This window comes from Robinsoniella sp., from assembly GCF_034124845.1.
In genome coordinates this window covers 1-19,731 of the sequence record NZ_JAWYAJ010000229.1, presented here as the reverse complement: position 1 = coordinate 19,731, position 19,731 = coordinate 1, and the positions used below count along the sequence as shown (strand labels likewise).

The window sequence follows — 19,731 nt, the reverse complement described above, 5'->3', positions numbered from 1 at the left end:
TGACTTTCAGGGATTAGGAATGGAAGGACTTTTTATTTTAAATAGTTTAAGAAAGAAATATAAAGTAAAAATTGTTACAGAAGTAATTGACGTCAGGCATATCGAAATAATGAGTAATATGGTTGACATTTTGCAAGTTGGAACCAGAAATATGTTTAATTATGAATTGTTAAAAGAGTTGGGAAATGTAAATATACCAATATTATTGAAAAGGGGTATGTGTGCTACTATTAATGAATACATAAACGCTGCTCAATATATCTTACAGAGTGGTAATGATAAGATTATATTGTGTGAGAGAGGCATAAGGTCATTTGATACCAGTACACGTAATTTATTAGATTTATCTTCCGTTGCAATAATAAAAGAAGAAACTAATTTTCCAATTATAGTTGATATTAGCCATTCTTTAGGGAGAAAAGATATTATATTGCCAATGGCTAGGGCTTCCTTTGCAGCAGGAGCTGATGGCTTAATGATAGAGGTTCATAATAATCCTAACAATGCATTATCTGATGCTTCTCAACAATTAAACTTGGAAGAGTTTGAATTATTTATAGAAAAGCTAAACCGCAGTATTGATTAAGAAAATAAATATAAATGAGTTCACAGTAAATGATCGGGGTACAAAAGGGATGGTGGGTCTTTTATGGTAAAAAATTTAAGAAATTATTGGTATTTTTGGGTGTTAACATCGGTTATATTTTTTTGTTATAATAGATATAGAAAAAGAAGGCATTATATATTAGTTTCAAAAAAGGTTTTAGAAAGGACAACTTAAATGAGGATAGCATTAATCAATCCAAAAGGAACTATATTTAGTAATAATAAAGAAATGTCTACTTTTCTTGAGAAAACAATTTCTATGGACAGTTTTCGTCATTTCTGGTCAGCTCCATGCTTAGGGCTATTAACAATTGCTGCTTATTTTCCTGATAATTGGGATGTTGATTATATTGATGAAGTATACAGGGAGATAGATTTTAATTTACATTATGATTTCATATGTATTAGCGCAATGACTATTCAAGCTAATAGAGCATATCAGATAGCAGAAAAGTTTAGGAAAAAAAGTGTTTTAACAGTTATAGGCGGAATACATTGTACTTTACTGCCAAATGAAGCTGGAAAGTATGTAGATGTAGTTTTGGCAGGAGAGGGAGAAGTACTTTTTCCAAAATTTCTTGAAGACTACCGGAAAGGGAGGGTTAAAAAGTTATACCAAAGCACCAGTAAGGATCCATTTGATCTGAAAAACTGTATTATGCCCAGATATGATTTAATCAAATACTATGATTATCCTATAGTTAATGTTTACACTACTAGAGGATGTCCAAGAAAGTGCAATTTTTGTTGTGCATCGAATGTATATGGTGTTAAATATAGAAGAAAATCTAATGAACAGATTTTAAAAGAAATAGACGAAATTGTTAAACTCTATCCAGATAAATTAATATTATTTGCAGATGATAATTTTTTTGTTCTAAGAAATGAAACTAAGTTATTTTTAAATGAATTAAGAGAAAAAAATATAAGATGGATAGCTCAAACGGATATAACCATATCTAACGATGAATCATTATTAAAGTTAATGTATCAGTCAGGATGCCAGTGGATAGTTATTGGACTGGAAAGTATTTCAGAAAAGAGTTTACAAACTATAGAAGCTATTAATTTTAAGCAAAAACACTTAAATAAGTATAAGGAGGATATACAAAAGATACAATCCTATGGAATTAATATTTATGGAACGTTTATTGTGGGATTAGATGAAGACGGTTCCGATATATTTGAACATACAGCTCAATTTATATTGGATGCCAAGTTGTACGGTGTAAATATAACGGTTCCAACACCCCTCCCGGGGACGAAGTTAAGACAGCAGATGGAGGCAGAGAAACGCATTATTAGTTATGATTGGTCAGATTATACTCTATGGGACGTGGTTATTAGACCGAAACATATGAATAAATCAGAACTAGAAATTGGTTTGCTGAATTTATATAAGAAGATCTCAAATAAGCACAATTCTGATAAGCGTCTGAAAAGTTTATTGAATGATATCAGACAGAGAAAGAAATTGGAGAAAGGAGTAGATTAATAATTTGAAATATGGATGGTGTGCGGCTTTTCCTGGTAGAGAAGCAGTTTTAAAAGGATTGGATAAATCTTTTTATCGTGATTTTACACTGGTGAGAAACATCTTTGAGGAAGCAGACGAGATATTGAAAGTAAAATTAGAAAAATTTTGTTATACAAATGAAAAAATAGAATTTACCTGGCAGACAATCTGTTTAGTTACGCATTGCTACGCTATTTACAAGGTCATGGAAGTTATTTACGGTAAACCTAATGCTTTTGCTGGTTATAGCCAGGGAGAATTTACAGCTTTTGCAGCGTCTGATATTATAAAATTTTCAGAAATATTACTCCTTATAAAATCCCTGGAAAATATTCTTTATGAGGAAAAGGTAATTGGGGAATGTATGTATAGAATTGTAAATGTCGATATACTAGAATTACTGAAAGCATGTAGAATAGTGGATAATTCTGGTAATAAAGTTAGTGTAAGTTCTTATATCTCGGATAAACAAAATATTATTTCTGGCTTAAGAAACAATGTTATGGAAGTAATTCAGATATTAAAGAGGCAAAAAAATATTTGGGCGATTGATTTGCATTCTGATAGAGCATATCATAGTCCAATGTGTAATCAAATAGCTGAAAAATCAAAGTCGCTTTTTAATAAAGTTCAGTTTTATACTCCCAGTATTCCAGTCTTTAATTGCTATGATGGATTAAAAAATCAAGATAAAAATCTTCTCAAAGAAAAACTTTCAAAGCAAATTAATCATCCGATTCGTTGGAATAAGATAATTAAAGGCTTGGTGGAGAGCAATATTTTCAATTTAGTAGAAATTGGACCAGGATGCACAGTCAGTGGTAATTCAAGAATTGCACATGAAAGAATAAATTGCAGTTGGATAGGGAGTACAGATAATCTATGGTAATTAAAATATTATATTTTTGTTCTTTTGTGCCATACCGAATGTTAAGCAAAAATGGTTTAGAAATGATCAGTATCTTTGATACAAAATTTGGAGAGAATGAGCTTCCTTTTATATCGGGAAATCCATGCTGCTTTATTGATAAATGCGGTAAGATAGACTTTACGAAATATGATGGAATCATATTTACCAACTGTTGTAATAGCACACAGCGATTTTATGATTATTTAAAATATAAGTATCCTGATATGTTTACATATATATTAGAAATCCCCCGCAACCGATATGACACTGCTTTGGAAATTTGTGATCTCTGTGATAAGTTAAAAATGCATTTTAACATAGAAATAAATACAAAAGAGGTTAAAGATTGTTATGTTAATTATTTATCATCTAATAAACATATATTAATTATAACGAGTTCACTAAGTAAAAAATATGTAAATGAACTGGAAATCTTATTTAAGCCGTATCAGGTTTACGTCGAGTCTTGCTGGTCTGAAGCAAGAGGGGATTTATTTTTATTGAATAAAAAGACAGCTTGTATGAGAATGTCTGATTATTATGAATACATAATAGAAAGAATAAAACTCTATAAAGCAGTTATTTTTATAACGATAGAAAGATGCGATTATTGTATGTTTACTTACCCTGTTATTAAGCAGATATGTGAAGATTTGAAGATTAGATATCTGCATTTGGAAGAAGACTATGTGGACTCTATTTCAGAAAGAAGTAGATTAAGATACGACGCCTTTATAGAATGTCTAAGAATAGAAAGTGGTGATTAGTTGAATGAATTTCTTCAAAAGGTTAAGTTTGCCGATAAATTAACTCAGTTTATGGAACTTGAGGCAGCAAAGATGGTCGTTAATAATCAGATCAATATTTTTAATAATATCATGCAGACAGATAATGATAGAATTGTATGGAGTAATATGGTGATGCCTACAGAATTAATTTTTGCTTTTAATCTTATCCCATTGCAGACTGAACTTGTTTCAGGTTGGTTATCCACACTTAATCTGTCAAAAAAATATATACATACAGCTCATTCTAAAAAATATAATATAAATGTCTGTTCTTATCATAAAGCTATTATTGGATGCCTGGAAGAAGGAATATTAAAACCGCCTATAATTGCTGTTTTTTCTTCACATATATGTGATGGCGGAAGTATGATGGGGACTTATTTAAAAAAAAGATTTAATACGAAAGTCAAATTAATACAAGTTCCTTATTCAGTAACGGTACAAAATAGACAGTTCCTAGAAAGTCAATTGACTGAATTAAAAGAATGGATGGAAGCATATGTTGGATATCGTTTAACTAATGAAAATTTAAAAAGCACAATTGAGTTTTCTAATAAAGCAAGAGAATATTTTATAAAAGCAAATAACATCAGAAAATCTAAGACAGTATTTATGGGAAATCTATCTATTAGAAATATGTATGGTGCAACTTTCTTAATGGGTTCTGAATTAGGAGTTAAAGTTGCCAAAAAATATTATTGGCAACTTAAGAATAAACAAAAAGTTGAATGCAAGAAAAGAATACTTTGGGTACATTTTGCTCCTTTACATAATGGTCAAATAATGAAGTTTTTTGAAGAAGAACTAGGATGTGTTATAGTATTTGATATTACTAGCTTTATTTATTGGGATAAGTTAGATGAAAATGGCTCTATAGAAATACTCTCACAGAAAATATTGTCTCATTACTATTTAGGGGAGGCCAAAAAGAGAATTAATCTATATTTAAATATTGTTGAGCAATATAATGTGGATGGCATTGTGATTTTCATGCATAATGGTTGTAAAGCGATTCCATGTTCGGCTTGGGAATTAAAAGAAGTTTCCAAATTGACAAATAAGCCACTATTAGAATTATATGGTGATTGTATAAATCCTGAAGGTATCTCAACAGAACAAATGAAATTAAGAATGGAAGCATTTAAAGAAGGATTGGAGAGAGAGTAATGTATATCGGAATAGATATAGGATCAAGATCAACAAATGCTGTATTATTGGATAAAAATAAAGATATGGTTAATTATTCTATTTTGCCAACTGGATTTGATCAAAAACAGACAAGTAAATTAATTATTGATGATATTTGTAAAAGATCTGGAATAGACAAGGATGAAATAAAAAAGATTGTTGGTACTGGTTATGGGCGAAGAAATATACAAAATGTTAATAAAGTGGTAACAGAAATAACTTGTCATGCTTTAGGTGCTCAGTATTTTTTTCAAAATGCTGAAGTCATTATCGATATTGGGGGGCAGGATAGTAAAGTCATAAAGTTGTCAAAAAATGGGTTTGTTGAAGAGTTTGAAATGAATGACAAATGTTCAGCAGGAACTGGCCGTTTCTTAGAAGTTATGGCAGGCGTAATGAATATGGATATGAATGAATTTTCTCAAAGTGGTCTAAATGCAAGTAAGATATATAAGATAAGCAGTACTTGCACAGTCTTTGCAGAATCAGAAGTAATATCAGGGATATCAAAAGGGATTAAACGGGAAGAAATTATTGCAGGTATATATCAATCTATTGCCTATAGAATTTTTGTTTTAGCGAAAAATATTAATTGTGACGGACAAGTTGTTTTAACTGGTGGTGTAGCAAAAAATAAAGGAGTTATTGAATTTATAAGAAAAAAAATTAAAAATATTTCTGTTCCAGTGGAACCTCAAATTGTAGGTGCTATGGGAGCTGCTCTAATAGGATATTATGGAAAATAATTTTATAATGAAATTAGATTTGTTGTCACGATTTTTAAAATATTCTCATAATAAATTTTTGAAAACCTATATTGATTCGCAAAAACATACTATTGAATTGATTATATCTGGAAAACCATATATTTTATGTACGTATTATTTCCCATCGGAAATAATTTCTTGTTTTGATATTGAATGCCTTTATATCGAAAGAATTGTTGGACTGGCGATTGGATGTCACATTTTATCGAATAAAGAGAATTCAGAAATTGATTTTAATGGTTGTTCCTATCATAAAGCGTTTCTAGAGTTGATAAATTTGAAGATAATTCCCCTGCCTGAAAAAATTATTGCCGTAACGTATCCTTGTAATGATGCCGTTAATTTATGTAAACATCTAGAGATAAAATACGGGATTCCAACTTGCTACGTGTCGATTAATAATATGGAATGCCAGTTGCAAAAAATCTATGACTTATTAAAGAATAATTATTCAGTTAAAAAAAGTATTTCAGAAGTAGTTAATTTATCTAATGAGGCTATAATCATAAAAAAGAAAATAGATGTTTTAAGAATGTGTTGTCCGGGAATTATTGCTAGTAATGATTGCCTAAAGATTTTTACTGTAGAGAATGATTTTGGTAATGAAACAGCTGTAACTGTTTTAAAAAATATGTTTGATGTAATAAGCCAGAACAAAAAAGGTTTTAATAATCCAAGTGGAATCAAAATATTTTGGATGGGACTAATACCTTTATATAATAATAATATTTTATCTACTATTGAACGTCTATTACCATGTAGTTTTGTTTATGAAGAGATGTGGAATTTTGGTGATTATAAGTTAACTAAATCTAAATTTTTTGCAGATCTTGAAAATAAGATAAAACGCAGTTTATTCTATGATACAGAATCCAGAATAAATAAATTGGTTGAAGTGGTTTTAAACATGGAAATAGATATTGTTATTAATTTTACCCATGTCTCTTGTTCATTTCTTCCTAGAAAATTAAAGATTATTATGGAAAAATTAAAAAAGAAAGGTATAAAGATGTATAATGTAACCGGTAATGCGATCTATAATAACTTTGATCGAGAAATCTTAGAAGAAAATATAAAAAATATTATAAGTGGAGTAAAAGAATAATGATTCATTTATACAGAGAAGGTAAATTAGTAGTTATTGAGTTTTCAAAATATCCAATCAATTCTATGGATCTACAGTTTCTAAAAGAGTTTTATTATTTACTATTAAAAATAGATCAAAATCCTAATATTTTTGGTGTAGTTTTAAGAAGCAAAATTAATAATATTTTTTCTTCAGGTCTTGATTTAAGAAGTATTAACAGTAGTTATATACAAGTTACACGGATTAATCTAGTCAGAACTGTAAGAATGGTTCAAAAGATTGTAAAACTTATCTTAACATCGAATAAAATATTTCTGGCATCAATATCAGGAGCTGTCATTGGCTCTGCGGTATCTATTGTTATGGCATGTGATTTTAGATTTGCGAGTGCTGCAACCTGGTTTTGGATTCCTGATCCACAATATGGCGGCTTGCTTGCAGATGGTGGCCTTGAAGTCATTAAAAAAGTTTGTGGAATAGAAAATGCAAGAAAAATCTGTCTTACAAATGAAAGAATTATCTGTCAAACGGCAAAAGAAATGAATATGATAAGTACAATTTTTCGGGAAGAAGTTCTAAATGAGCATTCATTGAGTTTTTTGCACAAATTATCTACATATTCTAAACAAACATTAGTTAATACAAAAAATCTTATCAATAATTCCATTCATGTGCATTTTAAAATTAAACATATAGTAAAAGTTGTATTTTCTAAAGAAATGACGGAAAGATTGAATAGGTATATCAGGAGTAATTGAACATTCTTTTTTAATTAGTAAAGAGAAAGGTTATGTAAATGTTAATATGTGTTTTAATAATAATTGCAATATATATATTTTATCATATATATATTGGTTATCAATTAGTATATGAGAGCAGTCATCCTAAAAGAAGCGATATTTTATATCAGCCAAATATACCATATAAATATGAAAAATTTAATTTTGAATCAAAAGATAATTTAGTCTTAGTTGGTATTGTTTATTTACCTTTAAAAGAATCGAAAGGAACTATCATCGCTTCTCATTATTTAGGAGGCAGTAAATTTTCTATATATAATAGTATCGAACCTCTGTTAGACGAAGGATTTACGGTAGTATCTTATGACTACCCTAATCATGGAGAAAGCCAAGACAGACGTGGGAATAAATATACACTTGAGGATGATATGAAAAGGTTTATCTGTGAAATAAAGAAACAGGGAGTAAAGGGACCATTTGGGACTTATGGTTTCTCTATGGGAGCCACTGTTGCAATTAGTGCAATTGACAATCTTGATGGAATTAAAGCAATTGTATTAGACAGCGGTCCGTTGATCTATGTTCATGACTATTTTAAATATATATTAAAAATAAAAAATATCTATAATGTCATTACCAAATATGTTTTTTTAAAATATTATTTAGATATTATAGGTTTTGTTAAAATGAGAAGAAGAATGATCCGGAGATGTAAAAGTATGAGGAACTATAATATATTAATGTTTCATTGCAAAAATGATATTGTTATACCATATATAAATGCAGAATATACAAGAGAATTATTAAATCTTAATAATGTTAAGCTGGTAAGCGTACAAAAAGGATACCATTTGACTAATCGTGTGGTTCTCGGTAAATTATATGATGATTTAGTAGTCACCTTCTTCAGAAAATATCTGAAATAGTATGCATAATAGTCCCAATAACTCTTTTAGATAAATTTAGGGCATTGTAGGTCAAGAATTAATAGATTTATTTTGTTAGAATTGAACAAAAGGAGGAAAAAATATGACAGCATGGGAATCAATTCAAGTTACTTTAAATTATATTGAGGAAAATCCAGGAGAAGACATATCTATAAAGAATTTGGCAAAATTAGCAAATTTGTCTGTTTTTTACTATCAAAGGCTATTCAAGAGGCTTGTTAACAAAACAGTTATGGAGTATATTAAGCTTAGGCGATTAGCGAAAGCATCTCAATATATGTCGGAATCACATGATCGAATTATTGATGTTGCGTTGCGTTTTGGATTCGAAAATCACGAAACATTTACTCGGGCGTTTAAGTCCGCATATGGATTAACGCCTGAGGAGTACAAGCGTTCTCCGATTCGACTCAATCAATTCCAAAAGCCAGAATTATTATTAAATTATGTAATGATTGATGAAAATGTTCCATTAGTGTCTGATGGGATTGTACTAGAGATTAAATCAAAAAAACTTGAGCAACCGGAAATATACTTTGGTAGAAGTCGTCAGGTATCTCTGGATCAACTGCCTATTGGAGAGGCCACGGGTGTGGACATACCTGGACAATTATGGGAAGATTTTCATAAGAAAAAATCTTCCATTCTTGGCTTGGACTCTAATGGGGTTGAATTGGGAGCTTCTTACTTTTTGGCAGATAATGAAGAAGAAGAAGGGTTTTTCAATTATTTTGTTGGGGGAAAAGCTTCTGTAGAAGCACAGAAAAATGAAAAAGATGCCATTTGGGAATTGCCTGTCGGAGAATATATTGTTTGTTGCCTGGAGGCGGAAACATTTGAGCAACTTGTGACAGTAACATTGGATATAGCCAATAGATATCTTTTTGATACATGGTTAAAAAGACATAAACTGACTACTATGCCATTTTCTGCAGAAAAATATTACAAAAATGTTTCTGATAATGCGTATATGGAAATTTGGGTAATGCCAATACCTTCCGTTGATATTAATTCAAATTTTTGATTATTGTATTAAAGTAGATATGTTTTTTAAACATAAGTAAACAGATATATTAATGAGGTTTTTAGGGAGTGTAAGAGTGTGTAAGTTCGGAACGAACTTCACACTCTGTTTTAAAATAAAGTATGGCAAACTAATCAGAAGAACTGCACTGATACAAGCTATCATAAATGAATACCAGCCAGAAATCGTAGAGTTTACTTATTTTACTTGAAAAACCTGGTTTTTTCATAAATAACTGTTTACTTATGGTAATAAATATAGTCCTAAATCTATATAATAATATTTGTTAAATATGACAAATTCAACTTTAACCCGCCCTTTTCTTTTGTTAATACTTTTTATAGATCCTTCTTTTCCACAAAGAGGTCCACTTACTATTTTCAACACTTGATTTTCTATATGCCCTTTTGAAATATCTATAATACCATCTTCATTAATTAATTCTAAAATATATTTTATCTCTTCTTTTTGTATCTCGCAAAATAAGTTATCAAACTGTAAAATATTTATCACTTTAGGCAGATTCCATAATTTATTCTTAAATCTAATAATATCAGAGGTTTGAAGCAAGATATACCCCGGAAACATATATCTAATTACTTCACTGGTTATTCCCTGTTTCTTTTCTGAAATTTTCCTCTTAGGTACTAGTAGTTTGTAATCTAAATCTTTTAAATCCTCTGCTTTTAATTTTTTTAAATAATGAACCAGATTTTCTTCTTGACCTATACTTGTAAAAATTGCATACCATTTCATAATCCACCTCATATTTTAGTCATTTATCACCTACTTATTTTGATTATAATTTTACATTTATAACAAAATAATAAAACCATCAAAAGATCTATTTCTGTATATTTTTAGCACTATTAGGAGTATATCTTCCATAAAAGTAGCGCAGATAATTTTTCGTTTCATAGTCTGGACGGATAATTCAAAGAATCGCTGAAATATTCATACCTATGATTACTGATTTTAAGTACTATTGGAGGTTTTAAGAAGCGATATCTTCATGTAGGATAGCATAAAGAGTTGATTATAGAATTGCAAGACCTAAAGGAAGGTGATAATCAGTACGAAAGTAATTTATATTTCAAATATTAGAAGTTTAACAGAGAAAAGAGGATATTAGAATATGGAAAATGAATATTTATTTACTTCAGAATCAGTTACAATTGGTCATCCTGATAAAATGTGTGATGCGATATCAGACGCAATATTAGATGCCTACTTAGAAAAAGATCCTGAATCAAGGGTGGCATGTGAAGTAACAGCAGCCAAAGGTATAATTACAGTGATGGGTGAGATAACATCAAAGGCTAAGATAGACATTCAAAATGTGGTCCGGAGCACAGTGGACAGAATTGGATACAACAGCGAAGCGTGCGGTTTCAAAAGTGATACTTGTGGAGTAGTTATTTCTTTAAATAGTCAGTCAAAGGATATTTCTATAGGCGTTGACTCATATGAAAATCATGAATCCGGTGCTGGTGATCAGGGAATGATGTTTGGATATGCATGCGATGAGACAGATGAATTTATGCCTGCACCTATATATTATGCTCATAAATTATGCAAACAATTAGATAAAGTGAGAGCGGAAGGAGTAATTCCTTATCTGGGACCAGATGGAAAATCTATGGTTACTTTTCGTTATCAGTCAAATAGACCTGTAAAAATAGAAACTATAGTTGTTTCTTCCCAGCATACACTAGATATCGATCATTCTGTCGTTACAAAAGATATAACTGATCATGTTATAAGACCTTTAATTGTCAAAGAACTACTGCAGGATTGTAAGATTCTTATAAACCCTACCGGACGTTTTTTAACTGGTGGTCCATGTGCCGATACTGGGTTGACAGGCAGAAAAATTATTGTCGACACCTACGGTGGAGCTGGAAGGCATGGCGGAGGTGCTTTTTCTGGAAAGGATCCATCTAAGGTGGATAGAACAGGAGCATATGCTGCGAGATATATCGCAAAACATATTGTAGCATTAAAATTAGCACAAAAATGCGAGGTCCAAATATCTTATGCAATTGGAGTTGCGGAGCCGGTATCTGTTTATGTAGATATGTTTGGAACTGGAAACATTCGGGAGGAAGCAGTTACCAATATGATAAAAGAAATATTCGATCTAAGACCTGCAAATCTGATCGATCAATTTGATTTAAAATCACCAATTTATAGTAATATTTCTGCTTACGGTCATTTTGGTAGAAACGATTTAGATTTACCATGGGAAAGGCTTGATAAACTTCAAGAAATTAAAGATTTTCTTATAAAAAGCAGGTGACGCATGAATAATATTTTAGTTACCGGATTAGGTGCAGTTTCTACAGCAGGTTTTACACTAGATAGTATATGGCGGACTTTATATGAAGGAAGAATAACCTATGGACCTATTCCGGAGCTTTTAGACCGTTCAGACTTTCGAATTAAAATAGGTGCCAAAATTGATAAAAATGATTGGGCAGAAAATGTCAGTGATAAAATTTTGAAAAAGTATGGTAAAACGGCCTGCTATAGTGTGAGTGCTGCTTTGAGAGCTATTAATGATGCCGAAATAGATCTTAGTAAAATAGACAAAAAAAGAGTAAGTGTAGTAATCGGAACAACAATGGGTGAAATTGAGGCAGAGGAAAAAATAACAGAAAGTTTAGCAAAACAAGATGTAATCTCAGATAAATTATACCGTCAGGTAAGAACGGTCAATATTATAAATGCAGTAGCGGAAGCTACTGGTATACAAGGTTATATGTATACTATTCCAAGTGCGTGCGCAGCAGGTAATTATGCAGTGGCAATAGGAAAACAGCTTTTAGAATGGAATTATTCGGATGTTGTTTTAGCAGGAGGAGCAGATTCCTTTTCAAAAGTATCTTTTGCTGGTTTCCAAAGGTTGTTATCTTTGACACCTGACTTTTGCCGGCCTTTTGATAAAGACAGAAAGGGATTGGTTATTGGTGAAGGAGCCGGAATAGTTGTAATGGAAAGAGCCGGAATAAGAAACAACCAGAAAAATTATGGTTCCGTATTAGGATGCGGCCTGGCTTCTAATGCATATCATATGACATCACCCCACAAAGATGGTCAAGGAGAATTAGAAGCAATGGAAAAGGCGGTCAGGAGCTCGGGTCTGGCTTTAGAAGATATTGATTATATTTCTGCACATGGAACTGGGACTAGAGCCAATGATAGAATTGAGACACTTGCTATTAAAAGATTATATGGTAATATTGCCACGCCTCCGGTTAGCTCTATAAAATCTGTTCTGGGGCATTCTATGGGAGCAGCAAGTATATTAGAACTAATCGCAAGTTTTTTAATGATTCAAAATCAAACAATTTTACCTACTATGAATTGTATAACAAAAGATAGTGATTGCAGTGTAGATATAGTGCAAAATAATCCAAGAAAGTGTAACCTCCGATATATTATGTCTAATTCATTTGCATTTGGAGGACAGACAAGCAGTGTAATTATTGGATCATAATCATATACAGGGATAGACTGAGGTAGACAGCGGAGGGAAATATGGATAATAGAGTATTTATACATGGAAGTATTTTTTTTTCTAAGGAATCTTCGGAAGAAATCCGAAGTAGTGGCATGAATATCAGTTCCTTATGCATAGAGGCCATAAAACGACTGATGCATAATAATCCAACCTTAGAAATAAAAGCACCTATTTTTTTTGGGACAGCATATAGTAGTTTGAGAAATTTACATAATTTTAATACTGTATATGAAAAATCAGGAGCACTTTGGGTAAATCCCAGCTTATTTCCAAATACAGTATTAAATTCCCCTTCCTGTATGGCAAGCATCCATTTTAAAATCAAAGAACCAATATATAATATCTCTAATGGTAAGTTGTCAGGGCTGGATGCACTGGGCTTTGCATATTTAAATATCAAACACAATCAAACGGATAGGGCAATTGTATGTGCAGCTGATGAGTGTACCGATATTGCATTTCGGGCTGGGAGGGAATGGTTTGATGATTTTAGCAGTGCTTTATATCTATCCAATGAACCAAGTAATCTGGAGATTATAGCTTATCGGAAATTAAGTTTAGAGGATTATATTAAGGAAGGGAAGAAAAAACCAGTAGATGAAAGGAATAACATTCTGTGTAATATCAATCATTTCGTAAATGAAGAAAAAATATTTCATAAGAAGTTTTTCGCTTGTGCAGAGGACAATTATGTAGTTGAAATATGCATTAAAAGAGAAGAGATACAAAATGAGAAAAGCGAAATATAAAAATGCACCAGTCTTTTTTAATGGAATAGGAATTATATCTCCAGCTGGAGATAGTCCCGATGAATTTTTCCAAAGCCTTAACAGATCGGAAAGAAAAAATTCTTATTTTTTTTATAATGACCAAGAGATATCTGCACAAATATATAATTTTGACAGTTATAAAAGTAATCCGGAAAATTATTTTTTAGATGTTTGCTGTAAAGCTATATATGCTGCTATAGATGACAGCGGTGTTGACCTAATGGAAGAAGAAAGCTGTGTTGTTTTAGGAACAGGTATGGGAATATCGGATATGTTGTTAAGAAATCTGGTTGACGGTGATTTTATGTCAGAGTTGTCGAATAAAATACAATGCCGGTTACAAAATGATTTGGGATTGATATTAAAGGTATTTATCATGTCGAATGCATGTTGTGCAAGTGCACAGGCAATAGGCTTTGCTAAAGATTTACTTAATACGAATCAATATAATTATGTAATAGCTGGAGGCATAGAGATATTTTCATACCTGACATATAGCGGTTTTAAACGCCTAAATTCATTGGATATAGAAGGATGCCGGCCTTTTGATCGTGAAAGAAGAGGTATTAGCGTAGGTGACGGAGCGGTTTTTTTTGTAATGTCCAGAGAATGTATGGGAAAAACAAAATGTTTTTTAGCAGGTTATGCAGTTACAAATGATGCTTTTCATATAGTTCGGTCAAATGTGGATGGAATGTGTATCGGTATAGCTATAAAAAAAGCAATAAGACGTGCTGCAATCAGACCTTCGGATATTAAGGGGGTCATCGCACATGGCACTGGAACATTACTCAATGATTCGGTTGAGTCCTCAGTCCTATATCAGTTATTTGGAGAAATTGATGTAACTGCGCCTAAAGGTGTAACCGGGCATACCGGAGGAGCATCAGGTGCCTTTGGAGTTTTAACAGCTATTTATTCATTAAAACACCAATGTCTTCCACCGGTTGCCAACTTGAAAAATATCGACGATAGTATTGGAATAAAGCCGGTTAAAGGAAAAAAAAGAGAAAAGAAAATGGAATATATCCTTGTAAACTCAATTGCATTTGGAGGAACAAACATAGCCTTAGTCTGTGGGAAGAAATATGATTCGTTATGAAGATATTAAAACAGTAAGTGAGATATTTGTAACAAAAAGGGAGTTTGACCAGTCACATGCCCTTTTAAAATATGGCCGCACCATGGATCATTTTACCAGACAGGCCATATATACTGCTGAAAAATTATTAAGATCTACTGGGCTGCATTCATTTAATATAGATTCCGGATTGATAATAGCATCATGTACAGGTCCTTATTCTTCGGTTAAAGAAACTGCTATAGCAGTTAAGGAATCCGGTTACAGAAGTATTAATCCGGGATATTTCCCTAATGTAATGTCAAGTACTGCTTTATCATACATGGCTCAAAGATTTGATATTCAAGGGCCTACATGTTCTATTTTAACAACTATTGATAACATATCAGATGTTTGGGATTATACATCCATTCAAATATTATGCGGACATTGTATAGCAATGGTTGAAATTTATGTAAATGATTATGGATGGTCAAAGGGAAAATATGTAATCGGTAGAATTAATGAATAGTCCATGAGGAGTTCGTTTTGACCGAAAGTTAGTTATGAGGTGATTAATATTTTAAACATTAACGAAATAAGAGCAGAAAACAGGGAGAGGGTAGGAGAAAAAGCTTATAACATCAGCCGGCTTCTTAACTTTGGGTATAGGGTTTGTAGTGGCTATATTCTATCTGTTGATTATTTTACACATTTTGTTAAATACAATAATATAAATGAAAAACATATAACTTCATTATCAGATCAAATTATGAGTGGATCTTTTTCAACAGATCAATTAACTGAGCTGAAATGGATATATACTGAATTACTCAATGGTTCAGACAGGTTAATTGCTCGGTCTTCAGCGACTGATGAGGATGGATTTGAAAAAACATATGCAGGTATATTCAAAAGTATTACGGATATATGTACATTTGAAGAATTAATAATAGCTATAAAAAAAATATGGTGTTCAGCCTTTGCCAGCAAAGCAATGAATTATTCTGGAAATATTCGAAGTTCTTCTGGAATGGCGGTCTTAATCCAACAAATGCTTGACTGTGATAAATCCGGAGTAATCTTTACAATAAATCCTGTTTCGTATAAACAGGAAATAGTTCTTGAAGCAGTTAAAAAGAATAACTTTAAAATGATAGCTAATAAAGAAATAGCGCAAAGATATTACATTGATAAACACAGTGATGATATCTCTTATATAAAGGATAATTCTTTGCTGAATGAAATTGAAATTAAAGATCTTTACAAATTGTCAATAAAGGCAGAAAAAGATTTTGGATTTCCCTGTGATATTGAGTGGGGAATGATTAACGGAGAAATATATGTATTTCAGATTCGACCTGTTGTGAGAGTTTATAAACCGGATCAGTATTTTAAATCAGTAATTAAGGACACAGACTGCATTTTATTAGATAGATTCGCAGAACCAGCATCAGTATGCTATTTGTCATTTTTAGATAAATGGCAGGAAATGGTATACCTTAGTTATTTTAATGAAAAACCTGGTAATCAGTTTAACGAAAAACCTTTGTGTTTTATCAATAACAGGGTGTATTGGAATGTTAAATATCAAAAAAAATATTTTGAGGCAGATACTTCCAATAACCATCACAAAAAAAATCTGCTGAAAGAACTTATAAGACAAAGTTATAAGAATTGGTATACGCGCTTAGATGAATATGATAGAAATATTATCAGATTTAAAAGGCAATTAAAAACGCAATCCCATTCAGAAAATTTGATAGCATTACTTGATCAAGTTGTTTATAACTTTTGTTATTTTATTGGAATAGATCATTATAGATTTTTAGGGTTTGCGCAGATTATGTATAAAGAAACGCAAAAAAGACTTTCTAAAAATAAATTGAATAAAGAAGCTGCCGATAAACTAATGGGTATGCAGTCCAATATAAATTATACAATTAACGCTAACAAAGAGTTGCTGGCCATTGTACGGCAGATACAGAATAATAGTCGGTACTTTTGGCTGATTAATGAAAAAGACAGTGATTATATCTTAGAACAAATCTTTTGTAATGAAAAATATAGCTATTTGAAAGGAGCAATAGCTGAGTTTTTAATTAAACATGGGCATAGAAGTACATACTGTGATGATATTTATTATCCTCATTGGGAAGAAAATCCCACGCAAGTAATCGATCTGTTAAAACAATTAATCAAAGTTAAGGATCATTTAGATAAAAAATTGGAAAAAGAAGAGCAACAAGATATTCTAACCATATATGATCAGGGAAATATCAGCAGTATAGAAGCTATGAGTTTAGAAGAAGTTATCTATTTAACTGGAAAATATATGAAATTGCGTGAAGATCAACGTTATTATTTTGATAAAAGCTGGATTTTAATAAGACAAATTCTTCTTAAAATAGCAAAAAATTTGGTTGATCTAAAGAAGTTGGAAGAACGTCAGGACATATTCCATATGACAATTGATGAGATAAATGAAGCAATATTCTATACCTCACAAAGTATTCCACAGGATGTTATCAATATGCGAAAGGAATTATTTAAGAAGGCGAAAAAGGAAAAGCCTGAATATATAATAAAAGGTTCTGATCCTGTTCCGGTTCAAAAAGAAGGCAGCTACTTAAGTTATAAAGTGATGGGTATTGCCCCGGGAGTTGCTACTGGTAAAATTGTAATCATTAACAGTTTAAATGATCTTAGCAAAATTGTTCCAGGCACAATAGGTGTGGTAAGAACTTTTCATCCCAGTTGGACTCCGGTATTAGAGATTACATCGGGTTTGATTATGAGTTATGGAAATATGTTGTCACATGGTGCTGTTGTTGCACGCGAATATGGTATACCTGTTGTTGTATTTAATGATGATGCAACCGCCGTGTTTAATGAAGGAGATACGGTTCAGATCAGTGGAACAAATGGTAGAATAAATATACTGGGGTGAATATATTTCATTCTTATAGCTAAATATGGCAGCCCCAAGGTATGTGGTTGGAAGAAAATAAAGTAGAAAGGCTGCTCAAATAATATATTCTTTCAACTTACTATAAAAGTATTTAAAGAGCAATATTGCAGGAATGGCAGCAATGTAGGGTATTAAGATGATAAAAACGGCTTTGATTGTTCCTAAGGGATCGAAGTATGGAAAAAATACTTATTTAAAGACTTTTTTGGAGCAGAACGATATTGTATCAAAATTTTATGGAGCGTGGGAAACGCCAAATTTGAGTCTTTTGACGATTGCAGGGCTGTTTCCTGATGATTATGAATTACATTTTATAGATGAAGATCATGGTGAAAGAATTCCATTTGAGGAGCATTTTGATTTAGTATTGGTTACGGGTATGACACAGCAGATAAACAGAGCTTATGAAATCGTTAAAGCATTCCGTTTAAATCAATGCTATACGGTTATTGGAGGCATTCACGCTACCATATATCCGGAAGAGGCATCGAAGTATGCTGATACTGTGATTATTGGTGAAGCCGAGCCTGTTTTTGATCAATTTTTAAATGATTTTTCAAATATGGCGGCAAGAAAAATATATAAGGCAGAGTGTTTTGCTGATATAAGGAAATCTCCGGTACCAAGATATGACCTAGTTAATAAATCACTATATAGCTCCTATAGTATCCAGACAACGAGGGGGTGTCCGCGAACATGCAGCTACTGTACCCTTCCGGTTATGTACGGATCAGTTTACAGATGTAAATCAGTGGAGCAGGTGATGAGTGAGATTCGGGCTATAAAGCGTATCGAACCAAATCCATTCATCTTTTTTGCTGATGATAATATGTTCGTTAACAGGGAAAATTCTAAAAAATTAATTAGAGCTATAGAAAAGGAAGGTATCATATGGGGAACGCAAACGGATCTTTCAGTAGCAGAAGATTTGGAGATACTTCAATTGTTAAAATCCAGTGGATGCAGATGGCTCTTTATCGGTTTTGAAAATATATCCCGGTCAGGGCTGGAACTTTTAGATGCCAGGAAGTGGAAAGCAAATTTAGTTGACAGGTACCAAAAGTTAATAGATCAAATTAACCGGTCAGGTATTTATATATGGGGCTCCTTTATGTTTGGATCTGATCATGATGATTCAGGCGTATTCGAAAATACTTTAAAGTTTGCAATTGATAATGGAATATATTCGGGCAGCTTCACGATAATGACACCGCTGCCTGGTACAGAATTATTTAAACAAATGGAGAAAAATGACAGGATTATTGACTATGACTGGAGCCGGTACACCTTTTGGGATGTTGTGTATAAGCCAAAGTTATTGACGGAGGAGGAACTGGCAAAGGGTGTTGCATATTTATATCATCATTTCTATTCTATAGATAATACTAGAAAAAGAATGGGTAACATTAAAAAATTATTAAAAAAACATGGACAGGATGAATAGTGTGAAAGAAAGTCGTGGACAGCCAGAAAATGGCGCACTTAAACAAGCTATCCAAGAATAGCGAAAAAATATTCAAAGAATTATGTTCATTTTAAGAAGCTTCTAACGATTCGGGAATGATTCCCTCGCCTATAAGAAGTTTCAATGCTTGCTTGATTGCCTTTGCTTTTTGTTTTTCTTTCAAAGGTTCAGGCATATTGATTTTGTATAAGTCAGTAGGATTCCAGACTTCACCAGTTTTTAGCATTTGGTAAATTGCAGTAAGAATCATTCTGGCAATTGCAATGATGGCTCGTTTCTTACCTCTTCGCTTCATAATGCGTTCGTACTTTTGCTTGTAGTAAGGAGATTTGTCAGATTTTACGGCTGCATGAGCACATTGTACTAATG

At 32.0% G+C, this 19,731-nt stretch carries 18 protein-coding genes and 1 pseudogene; 17 read left to right on the top strand and 2 right to left on the bottom strand.

The features are described from left to right. The 10 genes from ACH2DQ_RS11310 to ACH2DQ_RS11265 form a co-directional block, all read left to right on the top strand. A partial coding sequence (locus ACH2DQ_RS11310; RefSeq protein ID WP_395026773.1) for a bifunctional 3-deoxy-7-phosphoheptulonate synthase/chorismate mutase occupies positions 1-586 on the top strand: 586 nt, incomplete at its 5' end. A 195-nt stretch (positions 587-781) separates the two neighbouring features. Further along, positions 782-2,101, top strand: coding sequence for a B12-binding domain-containing radical SAM protein (locus ACH2DQ_RS11305; RefSeq protein ID WP_394913162.1), 1,320 nt, complete (start codon positions 782-784; stop codon positions 2,099-2,101). A gap of 4 nt (positions 2,102-2,105) precedes the next feature. Further along, entirely contained in the window at positions 2,106-3,011 is a 906-nt protein-coding gene (locus ACH2DQ_RS11300) for an ACP S-malonyltransferase (protein ID WP_394913163.1), read from the top strand. Next, on the top strand, positions 3,005-3,799 hold the full coding sequence (locus tag ACH2DQ_RS11295) for a 2-hydroxyacyl-CoA dehydratase (RefSeq protein ID WP_394913164.1): 795 nt from the start codon (positions 3,005-3,007) through the stop codon (positions 3,797-3,799). The genes ACH2DQ_RS11300 and ACH2DQ_RS11295 overlap by 7 nt, the downstream gene beginning before the upstream one ends. Next, the gene (locus ACH2DQ_RS11290) at positions 3,800-4,987 is read left to right on the top strand and encodes a 2-hydroxyacyl-CoA dehydratase (protein ID WP_394913165.1); all 1,188 of its coding nucleotides are present in this window, start codon (positions 3,800-3,802) and stop codon (positions 4,985-4,987) included. It begins immediately after the preceding gene. Next, positions 4,987-5,754: an acyl-CoA dehydratase activase gene (locus ACH2DQ_RS11285; protein WP_394913166.1), complete on the top strand. Its 768-nt coding sequence runs from the start codon at positions 4,987-4,989 to the stop codon at positions 5,752-5,754. Before ACH2DQ_RS11290 ends, ACH2DQ_RS11285 begins: the two co-directional genes overlap by 1 nt. Beyond that, complete coding sequence (locus ACH2DQ_RS11280) at positions 5,744-6,880, top strand: 2-hydroxyacyl-CoA dehydratase family protein (protein ID WP_395026769.1); 1,137 nt, start codon at positions 5,744-5,746, stop codon at positions 6,878-6,880. Before ACH2DQ_RS11285 ends, ACH2DQ_RS11280 begins: the two co-directional genes overlap by 11 nt. Next, positions 6,880-7,620, top strand: coding sequence for an enoyl-CoA hydratase/isomerase family protein (locus ACH2DQ_RS11275; RefSeq protein WP_394913168.1), 741 nt, complete (start codon positions 6,880-6,882; stop codon positions 7,618-7,620). Before ACH2DQ_RS11280 ends, ACH2DQ_RS11275 begins: the two co-directional genes overlap by 1 nt. Before the next feature lie 38 nt (positions 7,621-7,658). Next, positions 7,659-8,528, top strand: a complete 870-nt coding sequence (locus ACH2DQ_RS11270) for an alpha/beta hydrolase (protein ID WP_394913169.1) — start codon at positions 7,659-7,661, stop codon at positions 8,526-8,528. Between the two features lie 103 nt (positions 8,529-8,631). After that, positions 8,632-9,573 carry a helix-turn-helix domain-containing protein gene (locus ACH2DQ_RS11265; protein ID WP_394913170.1) on the top strand — a complete coding sequence of 314 codons (942 nt, stop codon included), beginning with the start codon at positions 8,632-8,634 and terminating at the stop codon, positions 9,571-9,573. A gap of 243 nt (positions 9,574-9,816) precedes the next feature. Here the strand turns inward: ACH2DQ_RS11265 and loaP are convergent, their stop codons facing one another. After that, on the bottom strand, positions 9,817-10,329 hold the full coding sequence (gene loaP / locus ACH2DQ_RS11260) for an antiterminator LoaP (protein WP_394913171.1): 513 nt from the start codon (positions 10,327-10,329) through the stop codon (positions 9,817-9,819). 379 nt (positions 10,330-10,708) lie between these two features. Here loaP and metK point away from each other — a divergent pair, with 379 nt between their 5' ends. The 7 genes from metK to ACH2DQ_RS11225 all read left to right on the top strand — a co-directional run bounded on the left by metK (position 10,709) and on the right by ACH2DQ_RS11225 (position 19,341). Beyond that, the gene (gene metK, locus ACH2DQ_RS11255) at positions 10,709-11,872 is read left to right on the top strand and encodes a methionine adenosyltransferase (RefSeq protein ID WP_395026765.1); all 1,164 of its coding nucleotides are present in this window, start codon (positions 10,709-10,711) and stop codon (positions 11,870-11,872) included. 3 nt (positions 11,873-11,875) lie between these two features. After that, a complete protein-coding gene (locus ACH2DQ_RS11250) occupies positions 11,876-13,072 on the top strand; it encodes a beta-ketoacyl-[acyl-carrier-protein] synthase family protein (RefSeq protein WP_394913173.1) in 1,197 nt (398 codons plus the stop codon). Positions 13,073-13,113: 41 nt separating this feature from the next. Continuing rightward, positions 13,114-13,845, top strand: coding sequence for a hypothetical protein (locus ACH2DQ_RS11245; protein WP_394913174.1), 732 nt, complete (start codon positions 13,114-13,116; stop codon positions 13,843-13,845). Beyond that, positions 13,826-14,968: a beta-ketoacyl synthase N-terminal-like domain-containing protein gene (locus ACH2DQ_RS11240; protein ID WP_395026762.1), complete on the top strand. Its 1,143-nt coding sequence runs from the start codon at positions 13,826-13,828 to the stop codon at positions 14,966-14,968. The genes ACH2DQ_RS11245 and ACH2DQ_RS11240 overlap by 20 nt, the downstream gene beginning before the upstream one ends. After that, on the top strand, positions 14,955-15,458 hold the full coding sequence (locus ACH2DQ_RS11235; protein ID WP_394913176.1) for a beta-ketoacyl synthase N-terminal-like domain-containing protein: 504 nt from the start codon (positions 14,955-14,957) through the stop codon (positions 15,456-15,458). Before ACH2DQ_RS11240 ends, ACH2DQ_RS11235 begins: the two co-directional genes overlap by 14 nt. 39 nt (positions 15,459-15,497) lie before the next feature. After that, a complete protein-coding gene (locus ACH2DQ_RS11230; RefSeq protein WP_394913177.1) occupies positions 15,498-17,876 on the top strand; it encodes a PEP/pyruvate-binding domain-containing protein in 2,379 nt (792 codons plus the stop codon). Positions 17,877-18,033: 157 nt separating this feature from the next. Continuing rightward, on the top strand, positions 18,034-19,341 hold the full coding sequence (locus ACH2DQ_RS11225; RefSeq protein ID WP_394913178.1) for a B12-binding domain-containing radical SAM protein: 1,308 nt from the start codon (positions 18,034-18,036) through the stop codon (positions 19,339-19,341). 91 nt (positions 19,342-19,432) lie between these two features. On the opposite strand, the pseudogene ACH2DQ_RS11220 reads toward ACH2DQ_RS11225, so the two are convergent. Continuing rightward, positions 19,433-19,731, bottom strand: a pseudogene (locus tag ACH2DQ_RS11220) (IS110 family transposase); the annotation flags it as partial.

Coding starts and splice junctions, on each gene's coding strand:
- ACH2DQ_RS11270 (WP_394913169.1), top strand. CDS start 7,659: ATGTTAATATGTGTTTTAATAATAATTGCAATATATATATTTTATCAT.
- ACH2DQ_RS11275 (WP_394913168.1), top strand. CDS start 6,880: ATGATTCATTTATACAGAGAAGGTAAATTAGTAGTTATTGAGTTTTCA.
- metK (WP_395026765.1), top strand. CDS start 10,709: ATGGAAAATGAATATTTATTTACTTCAGAATCAGTTACAATTGGTCAT.
- loaP (WP_394913171.1), bottom strand. CDS start 10,329: ATGAAATGGTATGCAATTTTTACAAGTATAGGTCAAGAAGAAAATCTG.
- ACH2DQ_RS11235 (WP_394913176.1), top strand. CDS start 14,955: ATGATTCGTTATGAAGATATTAAAACAGTAAGTGAGATATTTGTAACA.
- ACH2DQ_RS11295 (WP_394913164.1), top strand. CDS start 3,005: ATGGTAATTAAAATATTATATTTTTGTTCTTTTGTGCCATACCGAATG.
- ACH2DQ_RS11280 (WP_395026769.1), top strand. CDS start 5,744: ATGGAAAATAATTTTATAATGAAATTAGATTTGTTGTCACGATTTTTA.
- ACH2DQ_RS11305 (WP_394913162.1), top strand. CDS start 782: ATGAGGATAGCATTAATCAATCCAAAAGGAACTATATTTAGTAATAAT.
- ACH2DQ_RS11250 (WP_394913173.1), top strand. CDS start 11,876: ATGAATAATATTTTAGTTACCGGATTAGGTGCAGTTTCTACAGCAGGT.
- ACH2DQ_RS11285 (WP_394913166.1), top strand. CDS start 4,987: ATGTATATCGGAATAGATATAGGATCAAGATCAACAAATGCTGTATTA.
- ACH2DQ_RS11265 (WP_394913170.1), top strand. CDS start 8,632: ATGACAGCATGGGAATCAATTCAAGTTACTTTAAATTATATTGAGGAA.
- ACH2DQ_RS11225 (WP_394913178.1), top strand. CDS start 18,034: ATGATAAAAACGGCTTTGATTGTTCCTAAGGGATCGAAGTATGGAAAA.
- ACH2DQ_RS11245 (WP_394913174.1), top strand. CDS start 13,114: ATGGATAATAGAGTATTTATACATGGAAGTATTTTTTTTTCTAAGGAA.
- ACH2DQ_RS11240 (WP_395026762.1), top strand. CDS start 13,826: ATGAGAAAAGCGAAATATAAAAATGCACCAGTCTTTTTTAATGGAATA.